This is a genomic window from Bradyrhizobium sp. F1.4.3 (assembly GCF_040548375.1).
Lineage (GTDB): Bacteria > Pseudomonadota > Alphaproteobacteria > Rhizobiales > Xanthobacteraceae > Bradyrhizobium.
In genome coordinates, this window is record NZ_JBEPRN010000026.1 from 46,680 (window position 1) to 63,778 (window position 17,099).

Here is a 17,099-nt window from a genome sequence, read left to right on the forward strand (position 1 = left end):
GCGCTGACGGGATCCCCGAAAGTGATCGATCGGGATAGGGGGAGCCTCGAAGCTCCGCCCACCGGGTCACCGGAGGCGGTGGCCCGCCCCCGGTTCCCACAGAACGTGGCTGCGGATTTCCCGCACCACGCTCTTCGGCAGTTGGTTCACAGCTTTCACTGCTATCTGTTCAAGTTTCGTTTCCCCATGTGGACAACTTTCCCGTCCTCGGAGTGTCAGGTCGGGGGAGGCGCCCATTGAAGGGCTTGCCCGCCGCTCAGATGGCTCGTGCAGGTTTCCCGCAAGCCGCTTTCATGAATGGGCTTTCGTGATCTGAAGTGAAGGGATCAGTGAGACAAGGCCAACTAACCTAAAGCGGGATGGGGTTAGTCCTAGTCTGCAAACAGGCTGGCGTTGCAGTCACCTTGCCCAAGCCCATGACGTCGAATGCCAAGGCGGAAGGCCGGTTCGGGGGTTCGGCAAACAGGACTTCGCCTATCTGCCTGATGAGGACGTCTACCGCTGCCCATCCGGCCAGCGGCTGCCTATCACTACACCAACGTCGAGCACGGAATGACGCTGCACCGTTTACTGGTCGACAGCAGCGTGCCAAGGCTGCGCGATCAAGAGCCAATGCACGCCGTCAAAGGAGCGCCGCATAACGCGCTGGGAGCATGAGCATGTGGTCGAGGAGGTCCAGAGACGGCTCGATTCCAATCCCGACGCCATGCGGTCGCGGCGCGAGAGTCGAGCATCCCTTCGGCACGATCAAAGCCCGTATGGGTGCGACCCACTTCCTGATGAAGCGCCTAGGGAATGTAGCCGCTGAGATGGCGCTGCATGTTCTCGCCTATAACCTCACAAGGGCGATGAACATCGTCGGCAAACCGGGCCTGATTGCAGCCATCCGCGCTAGTTGAAGGCGGCGAAGTGCGCCAAAGGCGACGCCGCGCGTCGCTTAACCACCTTGGCCGGCTACTTAGACGCTCCGAAGCGAAAACATTGGCGGCCTGGAACGATTGTCGACCACGGCCGCCTCTGAGCTATCCGTTTCCACACAACCAAGACCCATTGCGGAAGTGGTCGGCTTTAAGGAGGAGCGCCCTAAACCTTCGTATTGTTCCGTCACCCATCTAGATGCCGGACGATTACCTACGTTCAATTGAGCTGCTGATCGTGATCGTCTTAGGCTGCATGCGTTGGAAACGCGCACAGGCTCATCAAGTGCGACAGTGAAAAAAGGATGATCGACGAACAGCTGCGATAAAGCCAAGAGGAGAGTACAATGCCCAACTGCTCCGAAAGTCTTAGATCTGGCGGTGCCGCGCGATGCGCAGTTTGTGACGGCAAGTTCGGTCTCGTCCGGCACTACTCGTGGCGAACGCCTCTTTGTTCCAAGAAGTGCGTCGATCGCTTCAGAGCTCGCAGGGAAAGTGACCGCAATTGGGTGGGCTGGCTCCAGATCACCTTCAACCAGCTGCCAGAGAACCGCGCGAGGGCTTTGTGATGGTCCAGATCTCTCAACGAGGCAAGGCATATTTAGAGACAGCACGGACTTTGCTCCGTGCAGCCCAAACCATGACCGACTCAGCGATTGCGGGTCAGCTTAAGGTCCTTGCCGACGATTACGAGCGGCGTGCTGAGAAAGCTTGGCATGTTGATGCGGCCAAAGCATTCGCCCGATCGGCTGCTAGCGCTGAACGCGAATTGCGTGCATGACTGGGTAGGCAGCTTCAAACATGTTCCACGAATTCTGTACCATTGAAGCGCTGAACCTGCGCCCCGGCTCCAAGGAGCTGGAGGCATTCAACGTCGAGCGTGTGCGCGGCTACCTCGAGTGTAATCTCGGCTGCAAGAAGAAGGAAGTGATCCACGCGCTAGGCCTGCATCCGCGCACGGTGGCCAAAGCCATCAAGATCATCCGGGCAAATGCCCATCGCAGCGTTGGGGCTCTCCAGTCGTGATCAAGATCATCGCTGTGCTCTGCGGTCTCTCCTCTCCGGCAAATTGCCACGAGCAGACCGTGACCACCTCGGACTTCGCCGACGTCTCGATGCAGTCCTGTCTGATGGGTGCGCCGCAGCTCGCCGAGTGGATGAAGCTTCATCCGGCAGAACGCCCGGCGGGCTGGCGCTACGTGATCAGCTTGACATGCGGTGGCAGAAAAAATTGCAGTTCTGGCGCTGCTGCTCGAGAAGTGCTCCCAGTTTCGTCAGAGAGTTCCCCCAGGTACAGCAGCCCTCATGTCGAGAACGAAGCGCTCTGGCTTCGGCACAAACTACCAGTGGGCTGCCAATCCGCCTTCAAAACGTTGGCCGCTTTCGCGATGAGGCCAACGCTGGTCCGTATCGCACGCATCTGAAGGAAGCCAGACCTTGGGCCACCAGCGGCCAAGTGTTAGAGCAAGAGCGGTCTGAAACTGTCGATTGTGGGTACCCAGGGCTTGCGCACCGTCTGATCGATACCGGTCTCGACACGCGACATGCCGCTCATCCAGGTCTGCGTCATGATCTTCTGCTCGATCTATCTCTTCCTTGGGTTGCTGGTCTATATCGCCGGGATCCCATCTGACCGGAGGCGCGGTCATCATTGAAACTGATCAGACCATTGCTGCAGTCGAAGCGCTCGCCCTGGTCGCACGTGGGGCGGTCCGCTCGCAGGCACGAATCGGCGCTAGCATCGTTGCCGCCTGATGGCGATCACACGTCCCGTACATCGCCCGTCACAACATCGGCGCGCCGGTCGACAATGACTGTTCGCGCGCTTGTGCTCGGCGCTGCCGCTCGGCAGCAATTACCTCGGCCGCGCGTCCTCAGCCGCATCGTGTCGGCGCGCACTCTCAATCGGGATCCTGCGGCGGCAACTTTCCTTGCCATCCTGATGGGCGGCACACTCGGCATGCTGAACGCTTTTGGTGCCGTCGAACGAACGCGGCGGCGCCGCTCTACTCAAATCGAAGAGATCAACCGCTCGGAGCGGGATTCTGAGCAGGCCGGGAGCCCGTGCGTGTGACGCAACTTCAGCTCCTCACCCCCTGGGAGACTATATGAGTCGCAAGAAGTTGAGCAGCAGCACGTGCCCTTGTTGGGTAAGTATCGATTCAGGGTGGAACTGCACACCAATAGTTGGGTGATATCGATGTGCGAGGGCCATGACCTCGCCTTCCTCCGAACGCGCTGTCACCGTGAGATGCGACGCGCATGACTCATCGACCTCGACAACGAGAGAATGGTAGCGCCCGACGCGAAGTGGGGAGGGTAGTTCCTTGAATAGCCCTCGGCTATCATGAGTTACGTAGGAGGATCGACCATGCATAGGGCGACGTGCACGCGCCACTTGAGCGCCGAAAACGCTCCCAATGCACTGGTGACCGAGGCAGATGCCTAAAATAGGAACTTGACCCGAAAGTTCGCGGACGACGGCGGTGGATATTCCGGCCTCAGCTGGACCGCAGGGACCGGGCGAGATAACTACTGCGCGCGGCTTGAGGCCAACAAGATCGCTAACGCCGACCACGTCGTTCCGGATCACTTCCGTTGCTTCACCAAGCTTGCGGAAATAGCGGGCAATGTTGAAGACGAAGGAGTCGTAGTTGTCGATGATAACAATCAAGATGCACCGGATGTTTCAGCACGAAACGCGTCAAAGATTCGCTGCGCCTTGGCGAGCGTCTCTTCGTATTCGGCCTCTGGATCCGACATCGCCGTCACGCCGCCACCCGCATGAAACACGGCCAGATCGTCGTCGATCGTGACAGTGCGGATCGCGATATTCGTGTCCATGTGCCCGTTGAAGCTGATAAAGCCAATCGCCCCGCAATAGACGTATCGCGCCGCCCGCTCGATTTCCGCAATGATTTCCATCGATCGCACCTTTGGCGCCCCTGTAATGGAGCCTCCGGGAAAGCAAGCTCGAAGCAGGGTAATAGCGTCTTGGTCGTCTGCAAGTTCACCCGTAACGATCGATACGAGGTGGTGCACTGAGGCGTAGGATTCGAGGCCGCACAGCACTGGAACGTCGATCGAATGTGGAGTGCAAACGCGCGACAGATCGTTGCGCATGAGGTCGACGATCATAGTATTCTCGGCACGGTCCTTTTCGGACGTGACTAGGATTTCAGCGCGACGCTGGTCTTCCTTGGAATCAGCAGAACGCGCGATCGTGCCTTTGATGGGGCGCGTTTCGATCTGTCGTCCGTCGAGCCTCAGGAATCGTTCCGGCGAGCTCGATGCAATGGTGAGCTTGCCGTAGCGCAGGAGGGCCGCAAAGGGAGCCGGGTTCAACGACCGCAGCTGGCAGTAGAAGGCAAGAGGATCAAATGAGGTCGACAGGCGGGCGCTGAAGCGCTGCGCAATGTTGGCTTGGAAGACGTCTCCAGCCAAAATCAAGTCCATGACGCGCTGTACTGCCGCAATATAGCCCTCACGGCTGAAATTCGAATGCCATGCGGCAGTTCGGCCGGGGAAGTCGTTCCACGACGTCTTTGGGCCCGCAAGCAATGCTGCTGCAAACTCGTCGGCTCGACGGCGTGCGCGCTTGGCGCGACGTGCGGGATCCTGCTCCGGCCATCCGGTAGAAACGATCCAGCATCTGTCGTCACGGTGGTCGAAGCTGATGACCACGTCATAGAAATGCAGGATGGATTGCGGCAAACGCTGACCGGGAATTGCCGGCGCCGGCAATCGCTCCAGAGTCCTGTTCAGATCGTAACCAAAGAACCCGGCCGCACCTCCTTGGAACGGCGGGAGATCTGGGCGATGCTCTTGCGGATACTTGGCGAGCAGGGTGCGAAGGACTTCCCATGGATCGCCCTCGAGAGCCTCTCCGTTGCAACTCACCTGTCCGTTCGCGACCATGTAGGTGCTAAAGGGGTCGCAGGTCAGAAATGAGTAGCGCCCGAGCAACTCATGCCTTGCTGCGCTATCGAGAAACGTAAGGTGCGGTCGATGCGCGAGACATCGCATCGCTGTGACAGGCCCAATCCACGGTAACTCGCGGACGTGCATCGGCCAGTCAGTCACCGAGGACTGCCGTGCTGGGAGACGCGCTCCGATTGTGATCCTTACCCCAACGAGAGCGACGCTCGCCAAGGACCCGCAAGCTCTTGAATTCGATTTTCAGGTTAACCCCCGCGAGTGGACGCGGTGGGCCGAGTAACTTGGCTTATCACTGTCGTTGAGGCGAAACGCGCATCCGTTGATAGATTGTAGTCAGCTGCGAACCGCAGCTCCCGGAGTGGTCGTACCCGCCTGATCGCTTCCTGGTATAGCTCATGCGCTTTGTAGGCTGCGAGTTCCGTCTCGTTATCGAACTCACCATAGACCACGACGTCGATATCGTTGTCGAGCTGGTCGGTCTTGCGATTGCGAGCAACCTCGAGCCGGCGTGCATGTGGGATATTGGTGAGAACCGACAGGCCTTCGATGATTTGGTCGATGTCGGCCTTATCTTTGGCGGTGAATAGAACGATGTGACGAATCATGGATGGCCGTTGGGTGATTACGGAAGTAGATCGCATAACTATCTTGGGATCGACCCCGCTGCAACGCTGTCGTCGCAGGTTATGTCGCTCGGCAAGACGGTCGATCGTTTGACAGACTTGCGATGGCTTGCTGTCTGCAGCTGACCTCGCCAGATCTCATTCCTGGTCAGGCGCGGGAAGGGCAAGGCGCTCAATCGTTTGAATGTGGCGCGCGAGCAGATTACAGGCTTGATCGACGTTGCGTGCGCGCAGTGCCCGCAGAATCAGGCGGTGATCCTGATTGGACCGCGGTTGCCAGCCTGCACTGCGCGCCGTTGCAAACACCGATCGCGAATTTGCAAGCTGTAGTCCATCGAGGCTCGCGAGCAGGCGCGGCATCGCGCAGGGCGCCACCAGCGCGTGGTGAAAGGCGCGGTTGGCCGTCTCAAACTCCTGAATGGTCTGGGCATTGTCTGCTTCAATCAGGGAGAGCTCGATCCGTGCCAAATGGGCGGATGTGAGCTTTGAAGCCGCATTGCGCAACGCGACCACTTCGAGCGCAGCACGCATCTCGGCGATCTCCTTCACTGAATTGCTGTCGAGCGGGGCAACCCGCACACCGCGACGGCGCACAGCGACGACAAGATGTCGGGCCTCCAGTTGCCGAAAAGCCTCGCGCACCGGGACGTGGCTGGAATTGAATTCCCGCGCGACATGATCCTGCCGGAGCGGGGCATCTGGCTGCAGCGCGCCGCTGATGATGCGCTCACCGATTGACTCCGCAATGCGCACCGCAATCGTCGTGTTCTCGTCAGTCATCATAGATTATCTATCATTACCCCTCCGTCGATGATCGGCATAAGCCCGCTCGTTTTGCAGAATTTCTGCAATGCCTGCAGACTTTCGCGGTCTTTGGGCGTCGGCATACGGTTATGTTTCATGTTGGAGAGACAAAGCAGGCAGCAACGGGCGGTCACATTATAGATAATCGCCCGGATTATCTATTATAAGGAAGGCGAGACTTATGGTTGCTGCCGTGGGAGTGAAACGGAATGACGGAGGCGACAGCGCGCCGGTCCGCCATGACTGGCAGCGCGCCGAGGCCGAAGCACTCTATGGCCTGCGGTTTGCCGACCTGATGTTGCGGGCGCAGAGCGTTCATCGCAAGAACTTCGATCCAAACCACGTCGAAACAGCAAGCCTGCTCAGCATCAAGACCGGTGGCTGTCCGGAAGACTGCAGCTATTGCTCGCAGAGCGCGCATTACGACACCGGCCTGAAAGCCACCCGCCTGATGGATCGCGCCGAAGTGGTCGCCACCGCGCGAGCCGCCAAGGACGCTGGCGCGACGCGCTTCTGCATGGCCGCGGCCTGGCGCAGTCCGAACGACCGAGATCTCGATCAGGTCTGCGACATGATCAGCGCTGTTAAAGACCTTGGCATGGAAACCTGCGTCACGCTCGGCATGCTGACGTCGAAGCAGGCCACCCGGCTCTCCGAGGCCGGGCTCGACTTCTACAATCACAACGTCGATACCTCGCCCGAGTTCTACGACAAGATCATCACCACCCGCACCCTGCAAGATCGCATCGACACACTGGCACACGTGCGCGACGCCGGCATCAAGGTCTGTTGTGGCGGTATCGTCGGCATGGGCGAGCGCGTCGAGGATCGGCTCGGCATGCTCGTGCTACTCGCCAATCTTCCCAGCCATCCGGAAAGCGTGCCGATTAACCTGTGGAACGAGGTCAAGGGCGTGCCGGTCAATGACACTGCGGAGCGTCCCGATCCGATTGCACTGGTGCGCCTGGTCGCGACGGCCCGGATCATGATGCCGAAGAGCGTCGTGCGGTTGTCCGCTGGACGGCAGTATATGAGTGATGAACTGCAGGCGCTGTGCATTTTGGCCGGCGCGAATTCAATCTTCATCGGCGATGTTCTGTTGACCACCAAGAACCCGCAGCGCGCCCGTGACGCGAATTTGTTAGACCGGCTCGGCATCACCTCCGGGCTTGCCCGAGTGAAACAGCTCAAACGAGTTCGCTGTGCGCAAACTCCAGTGTAGGCGCTAAATGCAAATTACCTTGATGAAAGGCAAAATCCTTCGTGCCTCGGTGACTGAAGCCGATCTGCACAGTGATGGCTCGATTTCGATTGATCGTGCGCTGCTGGATGCGGCAGGATTGATCAACGAACGCGTCGAAATCGACAACATCGAAACCGGAGCGCGCTTCGCCGCCTATGTGGAGGAAGCCCCCGCTGATCCGGCACCATAGATTTGAACGGAGCGGCTGCGCGACTCGCGATGCCCGGAGACAAAATTATTATCGTTGCATATGCCTCCTTCGATGAAGCGGAAACGAAACTCTTCAGACCGCGCGTTGTGGCGGTTGACCGAGAAAATCGCATCTTGTCAGGTTGAAAACCAAGAGCCCGATGCTGAAGCTTTGTTCTTCGCGGCCATCATAACTTTCGCGAGATCGACCGCTACTTTGCGAGTGAAGAATGAATTCAATCCACACGGCCAATCTTGGCGACTATGTCGCGGCCTTGCATGCCCTGAAGGTAGACAACCGGCTGCGTGGCCTCAAGCCGCGCGCGGGCATCGATTTTGCGTCGAACGATTATCTAGCGCTGGCGAGTGCGCCGCGGATGAAAAAGGCTGTCTCCGCCGCGCTCGAGGCCGGCACACCGATCGGAGCCGGCGGGTCGCGGCTTCTGCGCGGCAATTGCGAGGAACACGAAACTCTCGAAAAAGAAGCGGCTCAGTTCTTTGGGGCTGAGACGGCGCTATTCTTTGGTGGCGGTTATATCGCAAATTTTGCCGTCCTGACAACGCTGCCGCAGCGGGACGATCTGCTTGTTCTCGATTCTCTGGTGCACGCCAGTATTCATGAAGGCGCGCGCGCTGGCCGTGCCGAGTTTCGGATAAGCGCCCATAATGATCCCCAATCGATCGAAGACACAATTCGTGACTGGCGGGCCGAGGGCGGAACGGGCCGCGTCTGGATCGTGGTCGAAAGTCTCTACAGCATGGATGGCGATTTCGCGCCGCTCGAAGACCTGGTCGCGATCGCGGACCGGTACGACGCGTTCCTGATGGTGGATGAGGCTCATGCCACGGGCGTTTACGGCGAGCAGGGACGAGGGCTCACCGCGCCCTATGAGGGACGCGAAAATCTCCTGGTCGTTCATACCTGCGGCAAGGCGCTGGGTGCAGCTGGTGCGCTTGTCACTACCTCCGGCGTGCTGCGCGACTTCATGATCAATCGCTGCCGTCCCTTTATCTTCGCCACGGCACCCTCACCGCTAATGGCTGTTGCCGTGCGGGAGGCGCTCTTCATCCTGCAACATGAACCTGAGCGGCAGCAGCGTCTGGCCAAGCTGGTCGCGTTTACGCATCGGGAGATGGGTTTGCGCGGTTGGCGAAGTCCTTCGGTCTCGCAGATCGTGCCGTATATCGTTGGCGACAACGCGCGTGCGATGCGGCTCGCCTCCGCACTGCAGGCTCGCGGCTTCGATATCCGCGGAATTCGGCCGCCAACCGTGCCGGCGGGCACGGCCCGTTTGCGAATTTCACTAACGCTCAACGCTGGGGAGGATGACGTGCGTGCAATGCTCAATGCTCTGTTCGAGGAGACGAGAGGTGAAATTCGATGAGTCAGCGGATCGTGGTGACAGGCACCGATACCGGGATCGGAAAAACGGTGTTTTCCGCGGGGCTCGCCGATCTCCTTGGCGCGAGCTATTGGAAACCGATTCAGGCCGGTCTTGATGGAGAGAGCGATACTGAGTTCGTCGCGCGACTGGGCAATCTCTCGTCCGATCGCATCGTGCCGGAGCGTTATCGCCTTCAAACGCCCGCTTCACCCCATCATTCCGCGGAAATTGACGGAATTCGCATCGAGCCAGATTTGCTCGATGTGCCGGACACCGGGGAGCGACCGTTGGTGATTGAGGGCGTTGGCGGCCTGATGGTTCCGCTGAGTGGCGAGACACTCTACATTGATGTCTTCGAGCGCTGGCGGCTTCCAGTCGTGCTTTGCGCGCGTACGGCACTGGGCACCATCAATCATTCGCTGCTGTCGATCGAGGCGCTACGAAAGCGCCAGATCCCTATTCTTGGGATTGCCTTCATTGGTGAACGAAATGCTGAGACTCAGATTGCAATTCGCGAGATCGGGCGGGTGCGTTGGTTAGGGCGACTGCCCTGGCTTTCTCCCCTCACGGCAGACACGCTGCAGGCCGCGTTCAAAACCTCGTTCCATGCCGATCATTTCAAGCTATGACGACGAAGCCGAAGTCGCCGATCTGGCGTCCGTTCACGCAACACGCGCTTCAGGACGAGATGACAAAGGTCGTTCGTGGGCAGGGTACTTATCTCTACACCGCGGATGGCCGCCGTATCATAGATGCAATCTCATCGTGGTGGGTTGTCACGCATGGTCATTGCCATCCGCATATCGTGAGCGCCATTCAGGACCAGGCAGGCAAGCTCAACCAGATCATCTTCACTGGCTATGCCCACGATCCGGCTGAGGAGGTTGCGGCACTGCTTTTGAAAGTTGCGCCCCGTGGACTTGAGCATGTCTTCTTTTCTGACAGTGGCTCGACCAGTGTGGAAGTCGCGCTAAAGATGGCGCTCGGCTACTGGCACAACATCGGGAAGAAGCGGACGTGCATCGTCGTGATGCAACATTCCTACCATGGCGATACGATAGGGGCGATGTCGGTTGGCGCCCGTGGTGTGTTCAACGCGGCGTACAGGCCCCTGCTGTTCGACGTTACGTCAATCCCGTTCCCGGCGAGAGGTCATGAACAGGCGACGCTCGATGCGCTCGAGTCTGTATGTCGCAACGAAGTTCCGGCAGCCTTTGTTGTGGAGCCTCTGATATTGGGGGCGGGCGGAATGCTGATGTACCCAGCCTGGGTGCTAAGAGAGATGAGGCGGATCTGCGAGGCCTCGGATGTCCTGTTCATTGCCGACGAGGTCATGACAGGCTGGGGTCGCACCGGAACACTATTCGCCTGCGAGCAAGCTAATGTCACCCCCGATATCGCCTGCTATTCGAAGGGCCTCACGGGAGGGGCGCTTCCACTCGCGGTGACACTCTGTCGCGCGGATATTTTCGACGCGCACTATTCGAAAGATCGGACGCGTACGTTCTTTCATTCGAGTTCATATACGGCAAATCCAGTGGCCTGCGCCGCCGCAAAGGCTAACCTGGATCTCTGGCAAGATCCGGAATCTCGCCAACGCGTGGCGTCGGTTGTCACGATGCAAGAGCAGGCAATTGAGCCATTCCGCGCCGACCCGCGGTTTGCAAACGTCCGGCGGACCGGCACGATTACAGCACTCGATCTGAAAACGAAGGATGCAGGCTATCTCGCGGGCGTCGGTCCGAAGCTTCAGGCGTTCTTTAAAGACCGAAATCTGCTGCTGCGCCCGCTCGGCAATACCATCTATGTAATGCCACCCTATTGCGTCACAGGGGCAGATCTTGATGAAATCTACCTCGGCATCAGAGATGCCGCCGATGCGCTAGCTTAAGGCGGGCTTGGCGCGTTTAGCGAGCGGGAACCCAAGGTTCGCCCGTCGGGTTTCGGATTGCCGTCCTTTAACCGCGTAAAGGCAAAGAGGTGGCACTGATAGCTATAGATCAGTTGCTGTACGCATCCCATCGGCGCCAGTTGAATTCGGTCGAGGAAAGCCGCCCGCACGCGGCATTTAAGCGTCAACGCGCGATTCATTGCATTAATCAAGATGGAAATATCGTTACAGTCAACAATTAAGACGAGGCCGGCGAAGCACCCCGATGGAGCGTGCCGCTTCGCCAAGGAGGCGCAATTCAGAGCTCAAACTCTTGCGCCCGGTGTCCGCACATGCCGCGAGACTAGGCATCGCCAGCGTCGCACTTCACGTGCGGGCATGGTGCTGCAGCGAAGAAAGGGGGGGCTATCCACCTAATGCCGACAGGAGGCGAGCAATGCGCAACAGCTCTCATAGTTCGCACCGCGGTTCAGTAAGGTGCTGCGCGATATGCGGTGGAAGGTTCGGGCTGATCCGTTATTACTGCTGGCGAACGGCCCTTTGCTCCAGGAAATGCGTCGACCGCTTCAAGGCGCGGCGGGAGGCCGACCATAAATGGTTTCGCTGGTCGCGAGCGGCTTAATACATGGCTAGCACGCTATGAAATTTATACTCGTGAATCAAAGGACCCCGCGCGGCGACAGAACCTGCACCGAATGTTCTCGGTCCTTAGGACCGGGTTACGTGCGAGCGGTGGTAACGCGGAGAGAATATTGCAACTACGATTGCTACTGACGCTGCCACTTAGTGGACATCGCCTTCCCGTACCTTACGGCGCGTGCCGATTCTAATTCCGACACGAAAGATCTCGTTCCTCTTGGGCTCGCAGCCTTGCTGGCTGCGGCTTCATTCTGGTTTCAGGTTGGGGCGGCCTCGATGTCATGGATCAACACAGCCGCGCATGCCGACGAGCCGTCCACGGCTGAGCGACCTCCCTCGGCTTAAGCTGGCTGAGTCGCGCGGTGTGCGTCAAGCGTGACCCAAAGCCGCTCCGCATGAGGAAGAACGGCTGAGAAGTTCTTATTTGATGATCGCGCGATCATTGGAGGTTTTGATGCGTCTGTACGTGACCCTGGAGAGGTAATTTCCTTTTTCATCTCCCCATTGACAGCTTCCTCTCGCCTTCCCAAGGAAGGGCCGACTCCATGCATGCGGGGGTGGATCGGGATCTAACATGAGCCACATTTCAGAGCCGCCTGTTGAACGCGTCACGATTCCGGTCCTGCAGCGATGGAAAGAGGAGGGGCGTCGTATCGCGATGACCACCGCTTACGACGCGTTTACAGCACGCATCGCCGATCCGATCGTGGATGTCATCCTTGTCGGGGATAGCGTCGGCAACGTCTGTCTTGGATTCGATGATACGTTGCCGGTGAGCATGGCGATGATGAACCATCACCTCGAAGCCGTTGCACGCACAAAGCCTAGTGCCTTGCTCGTGGCCGATATGCCCTTTCTTAGCTTCCATCTCAGTCCAGCGGAGACGATATGCAATGCCGGAGGTTTCCTGCAGCGTGGCGCCGACGCTGTCAAGCTCGAGGGGGGTGCCAAGCGTATCGAGATGGTGCGCGCCATGATCGATTGCGAAATTCCTGTGATGGGCCATCTCGGCCTGACTCCGCAGAGCGTCAATGTCATGGGTGGGTTCAAGGTGCAGGGCCGGAAGGCCGATGACGCCTTGCGCCTGCTCGATGACGCCCACCGTCTACAGGAGGCCGGCTGTTTCGCTCTCGTCCTGGAGGGTATTCCGGGTGAGCTCGCGGCGCGAGCGACCGAATCCCTGAGGATACCAACCATTGGAATCGGAGCGGGTCCGGGCTGCTCAGGCCAAGTGCTCGTCTTTCACGATGTGCTGGGATTGACTGAAGGTCATCGCCCCAAATTTGTTCGCGCCTATGCCAATGGTTTCCAGTTGTTGCAGGAGGCCCTGTCGCGTTGGGCAGCCGATGTTCGCAACGGTTCATTCCCGACGCCGCAAGAGTCCTATCGGCTTCCTGAAGGCCTTCGCGACACGGTCGCGAACTGGACACCCTCCAATCCAACCTGATGTAAAGCACAACATGCAAACGATCACGACGGTCGCAGAGCTTCGTCGCGCGCTCGCAGAGGTTCGCAGCGCCGATAAACGCGTCGGACTTGTACCGACGATGGGCTACCTACACGACGGCCACCTGGCGCTGGTCGCGGCCAGCCGGACGCAATGCGACGTCACCGTAGTTAGCATCTTCGTCAATCCCACTCAGTTCGGGCCAAATGAGGATCTCAGCACCTATCCGCGCGACTTCCTGAGCGATCAAGAGCTGTGTCGCGATGCCGGCGTTGCGATCATCTTTGCGCCGGATATACAGCAGATCTATCCGGCTCAATTTGAGACCTTCGTCGAACCGGGCGAGCTCGCAAAACCGATGTGCGGAGCTTTCAGGCCTGGGCATTTTCGTGGAGTGGCGACTGTCGTTGGCAAGCTATTCAACATGGTGCAGCCGGATGTCGCGCTTTTTGGACAAAAGGATTATCAGCAATGCGCGGTGGTGCGCCGCATGGCAATCGACCTCAACCTTCCAATTGAGATCGTCACCGTACAAACCGTCCGGGAAGCGGACGGGCTGGCGATGAGCAGTCGCAACCGCTATCTAAGCGAGGAAGAACGTCGGCGCGCTCTTGCCATCAGCCGTGGGCTGTTCGCCGCAGCGGATAAGTTTCGCTCAGGAGAGCGCGACGTGGAGCAGCTGATTGCGATCGCAAAGGAGCGGTTGAATACGGTCGATCGGACTATGCGCCGCAGCCTATGTCGGCTCGACACGTCTGATCGACAACGTGATACTGTCGTTGCCGACTCCTTAGCGCGACTCACAACTAAACGACTGAATAGTCTCAGAATACTGAAGTTTGCAGTGAATGGTGTTTTCGTGGACGAACAGTTTTTGAGAGACCGGGCTCGGATTATTCGCGATCTAGCGGACAAGGCAGACCCCTTCATCAGAAAGAGACTGCTGGACCTGGCGGAACGGTATGACAGACGTATTAGCCGCCCATCTCAGGCGATGAAGATGGTGACCGCGGCGATTTCGCCGACCAGCACAAGCGCGTCATCGATGCGGTAAAGTCCATCGAAACGTAAGCGCGATCGAGGCTGGACAGCCCCAATCGAACACCGGCACAAGCTGAGAAAACGTGTGTTGGGAGAAGCAGAAAGAGAAGGTGGAGACCGCTCTGTGGCGGGGCGCGGCAGTCGCAGAATTCTTACCCGATCAAACACACTTGAACCGCGAAACGCGAACTGTGCATTATCCTCCTCACTAGGGATGGGGAGATCTCCAGATGTTGGATGCCGCTACCACCGCGCTTCTGCGCGCGATCCTCGACGAGGTCTGCGAGAGCCGTTCCCCGTATGATACCGGCGCCCGCACTTACGTCGCCTCGAAGATTCTGGAGGCCGCCATCAGAGGTGAGACGACGCCCGACCGCCTCAAACAGATCGGCCGCGAAGCCCTTTCCGAAAGACCGACCATGTGGAGGTAGGCGTAGACAACATGATGTTGTCACTCAGTAGAATTTCCAGAACACAGATCTGAAGATCCTGGTGAGCTATTTGGACGAGGCCGCACCGATGCTGAGCTTAAGCGTGACATGGCCATTTTGGCGATCTCCTGCCTTGCCCGCGTTGCCCCAAAAGTTGAGGCCATGACCGCACGGAAAAACTCTGCATTCTGCTGAGCTGGCGCAGATTTTCGCCGATGCGAGCTCCCTGATTAGAGAATTTCGCTTTTAGGAAGCCGATAATATTACTGCAAGAGATGGAGATAAGCCGAACTCTGAGGACCGACTATCTTGTCGGTAGAATCGATGCGGCTCCTAGTTATCTCTCTCCATACGAACGACTGGACCATCTGACGAAGCCTGATTGGAGGTAAGGATGCGCCCCAAGGGACGAATCCGATCAAATGGGAGACGTTCGGATGCCGTACTACTCTTTTGATCTTGTGATTGACGAGGAGTACAGGAATCAAGGCGGCCTCATTCTCGAAAACATCGAGGTTGCCTCCGACCGAGCGGACCAGCTCGCGTCCGAACTGTCTATTGTACATCCGGACCTGAAGGCCAAAGGCTGTGCGGTTCGGGTCGCCAGCCCCGAGAACGCTGAGGTCTATCGCACGCCACTCGATCCCGTCCGTCATGGATGAGACGTCAGCACTGAGCATCGGCAGCGGCGGGTGACACTCGAAACGCTCGGTTTGGCTTATCGCAGCGGTGATCGCGCGTCCACGGCGAGGCGCCGTGACGTTCGCAGACAGTCGATCTGTCAAGGTCATCTACGGGCCATAGCGTCGACAGAATGGGCGCGAGTTGGACGAGGAGAGATTCACTGCTTACTTGACTTGGTCGCCTGAACTTAAAAAGGGAGCCTCGATGAGGCGACCGGGGCGTGGCCTTGTGTCCTAACAGCGTTCCACGCGTTTTTTTCCGTTTAAGACCCGCTGAAGCCTGCATATCGACCGGCACCTTGTTGGACGCGGAAAAAGGCCGCGCGAAAATTGCGCGCGGCCAAGTCACGGAGGAAAACGCCCCAAGGGGCCATTAAAGGAGCATCGAGATGAGCAGATCGATCACTCATCGAGAGCTCCAAGCTTGTGAGAGAATCACCGTTGCGAGCGCTTCAATCATCTTTGATCCCGCGCATGAGTGATCGGATAACCGAATTGAGCGCCGTTTGGCGGCGTTTTTCGCGCATGTTTCGCATCTTTTATGCGATAATGATCAACGTGTCGCACGCCGTGAGCTACTACCGACCTGTTCTGCCAGTTCGCATCTCATCGGCCTGTAAATTGATTTCCCTTTGATAGATCTGCAACGTGTCCGCAAGGCTATGTAGCGCGCCTCGGACCGTTTCTGCCCAGCGAGCTTCGCTCCCTATCATCGCGGCGCAACCCTCGTCGGGGAAAGTTCGCTCGCCACGACGCCGAGCAATAGTGCTTCACCTACACCGCGAGTTCAGGATTTCGAAATCAATGTAATTTAATTGGCAGGTTGTCATCGACCGAATGAAGTCCTCTCCCGTTTAGCTCCATATAGAAATGCGCCCGTCGCACTCGCGATAAAGAGCTGGTCCCGGTTGTCTGAACAGAGTTTCCGCGTCGATAGGTGGAGCCTCTGCCGCGGTTAGGCTGCCATGCGGAGTGGCAGCGGGGTGAAGTAGGCTTGATCCGGCGTGCTGCCGTCAAGACTCGAATGGGGACGCCTGCTGTTATAGAAGTCGAGATATCGGCCGATCGAGCTGCGCGCCTCGCTGACGCTGTCATAGGCCCGCAGGTACACCTCCTCGTATTTGACGCTGCGCCAGAGCCGTTCGACAAACACGTTGTCCCGCCATGCGCCCTTGCCGTCCATGCTGATCGCGATGCCGTTGTCAGCGAGCACGCAGGTAAAAGCCTGTCCGGTGAACTGCGAGCCCTGGTCCGTGTTGAAGATGTCTGGCTTGCCGTGACGAGCCAAGGCATCCTCCAGCGTTTCGACGCAGAAGGCTGCTTCCATGGTGATCGACAGCCGCCACGACAGAACACGACGTGTTGCCCAGTCCAGCACCACGGCGAGATAGACGAAGCCACGCGCCATCGGAATGTAGGTGATGTCCATCGCCCAGACCTGGTTCGGTCGCGTGATCTCCATGCCGCGCAGCAGGTATGGATGGATCTTGTGGCCGGGCTCGGGTCTGGTGGTGCGCGGACGGCGATAGAGCGCCTCTATCCCCATCCGCCGCATCAGCGTTTTGACATGCCGGCGGCCGATCTTGCACCCCTCGGCAGCCAGCAGGCCTCTCAGCATTCGCGAACCGGCGAAGGGAAACTCCAGATGCAGCCGGTCGAGACGCCGCATGATCGCGAGATCGGCGTCCGGCACCGGCCGCGGCAGGTAATAAACGCTGCCGCGGCTGATGTTCAAAGCCTCCGCCTGCCTGGTGATCGACAGATCATGCTCGCGGTCGATCATCGCTTTGCGCTCAGCAATCCCGCCTTGGTGAGCGCTCCTTCTAAAAAACTGATCTCGGCGCTGCACGCCCCCTGTGGGATAGAA

At 58.5% G+C, this 17,099-nt stretch carries 13 protein-coding genes and 4 pseudogenes; 12 read left to right on the forward strand and 5 right to left on the reverse strand.

What is annotated here, in order from left to right:
* Window positions 1-368: 368 nt before the first annotated feature.
* The 3 genes and pseudogenes from ABIB73_RS35725 to ABIB73_RS35735 all read left to right on the forward strand — a co-directional run.
* A pseudogene (locus ABIB73_RS35725) lies at window positions 369-899 on the forward strand (transposase); the annotation flags it as partial.
* Window positions 900-1,718: 819 nt separating this feature from the next.
* Window positions 1,719-1,943, forward strand: coding sequence for a hypothetical protein (locus tag ABIB73_RS35730; protein ID WP_354231948.1), 225 nt, complete (start codon window positions 1,719-1,721; stop codon window positions 1,941-1,943).
* Window positions 1,940-2,137, forward strand: a pseudogene (locus ABIB73_RS35735) (hypothetical protein); the annotation flags it as partial. The gene ABIB73_RS35730 and the pseudogene ABIB73_RS35735, both read left to right, overlap by 4 nt.
* Window positions 2,138-3,021: 884 nt before the next feature.
* Here ABIB73_RS35735 and ABIB73_RS35740 read toward each other — a convergent pair.
* From ABIB73_RS35740 to ABIB73_RS35755, 4 genes are all read right to left on the reverse strand, one after another.
* On the reverse strand, window positions 3,022-3,591 hold the full coding sequence (locus ABIB73_RS35740; protein ID WP_317242938.1) for an anthranilate synthase component II: 570 nt from the start codon (window positions 3,589-3,591) through the stop codon (window positions 3,022-3,024).
* Window positions 3,588-4,985, reverse strand: a complete 1,398-nt coding sequence (pabB, locus tag ABIB73_RS35745; protein WP_354231970.1) for an aminodeoxychorismate synthase component I — start codon at window positions 4,983-4,985, stop codon at window positions 3,588-3,590. Before pabB ends, ABIB73_RS35740 begins: the two co-directional genes overlap by 4 nt.
* A 116-nt stretch (window positions 4,986-5,101) precedes the next feature.
* Complete coding sequence (locus ABIB73_RS35750) at window positions 5,102-5,461, reverse strand: Dabb family protein (protein ID WP_354231950.1); 360 nt, start codon at window positions 5,459-5,461, stop codon at window positions 5,102-5,104.
* A gap of 156 nt (window positions 5,462-5,617) precedes the next feature.
* Window positions 5,618-6,262 carry a GntR family transcriptional regulator gene (locus ABIB73_RS35755; RefSeq protein WP_354231952.1) on the reverse strand — a complete coding sequence of 215 codons (645 nt, stop codon included), beginning with the start codon at window positions 6,260-6,262 and terminating at the stop codon, window positions 5,618-5,620.
* Window positions 6,263-6,464: 202 nt separating this feature from the next.
* Between ABIB73_RS35755 and bioB the strand changes: the two genes are divergently transcribed.
* The 9 genes and pseudogenes from bioB (at window position 6,465) to ABIB73_RS35800 (ending at window position 15,211) form a co-directional block, all read left to right on the forward strand.
* Window positions 6,465-7,505 carry a biotin synthase BioB gene (gene bioB, locus ABIB73_RS35760; RefSeq protein WP_354231954.1) on the forward strand — a complete coding sequence of 347 codons (1,041 nt, stop codon included), beginning with the start codon at window positions 6,465-6,467 and terminating at the stop codon, window positions 7,503-7,505.
* Window positions 7,506-7,512: 7 nt separating this feature from the next.
* Window positions 7,513-7,862 (forward strand): annotated as a pseudogene (panD, locus tag ABIB73_RS35765) (aspartate 1-decarboxylase).
* An 83-nt stretch (window positions 7,863-7,945) separates the two neighbouring features.
* A complete protein-coding gene (locus tag ABIB73_RS35770) occupies window positions 7,946-9,100 on the forward strand; it encodes an 8-amino-7-oxononanoate synthase (RefSeq protein ID WP_354231956.1) in 1,155 nt (384 codons plus the stop codon).
* Window positions 9,097-9,729, forward strand: a complete 633-nt coding sequence (gene bioD, locus ABIB73_RS35775; RefSeq protein ID WP_354231958.1) for a dethiobiotin synthase — start codon at window positions 9,097-9,099, stop codon at window positions 9,727-9,729. Before ABIB73_RS35770 ends, bioD begins: the two co-directional genes overlap by 4 nt.
* Window positions 9,726-10,991, forward strand: a complete 1,266-nt coding sequence (locus tag ABIB73_RS35780; protein WP_354231960.1) for an adenosylmethionine--8-amino-7-oxononanoate transaminase — start codon at window positions 9,726-9,728, stop codon at window positions 10,989-10,991. Before bioD ends, ABIB73_RS35780 begins: the two co-directional genes overlap by 4 nt.
* A gap of 1,213 nt (window positions 10,992-12,204) precedes the next feature.
* Complete coding sequence (panB, locus tag ABIB73_RS35785) at window positions 12,205-13,077, forward strand: 3-methyl-2-oxobutanoate hydroxymethyltransferase (RefSeq protein WP_354231962.1); 873 nt, start codon at window positions 12,205-12,207, stop codon at window positions 13,075-13,077.
* A gap of 13 nt (window positions 13,078-13,090) precedes the next feature.
* Window positions 13,091-13,871, forward strand: a pseudogene (gene panC / locus ABIB73_RS35790) (pantoate--beta-alanine ligase).
* A gap of 477 nt (window positions 13,872-14,348) precedes the next feature.
* Window positions 14,349-14,549 (forward strand): hypothetical protein, encoded by a 201-nt coding sequence (locus tag ABIB73_RS35795; RefSeq protein ID WP_354231964.1) that lies wholly within the window; start codon window positions 14,349-14,351, stop codon window positions 14,547-14,549.
* Between the two features lie 437 nt (window positions 14,550-14,986).
* The gene (locus ABIB73_RS35800) at window positions 14,987-15,211 is read left to right on the forward strand and encodes a hypothetical protein (protein ID WP_354231965.1); all 225 of its coding nucleotides are present in this window, start codon (window positions 14,987-14,989) and stop codon (window positions 15,209-15,211) included.
* 976 nt (window positions 15,212-16,187) lie between these two features.
* Here ABIB73_RS35800 and ABIB73_RS35805 read toward each other — a convergent pair.
* On the reverse strand, window positions 16,188-17,099 hold a 912-nt coding region (locus ABIB73_RS35805), incomplete at its 5' end, for an IS3 family transposase (protein WP_354231967.1).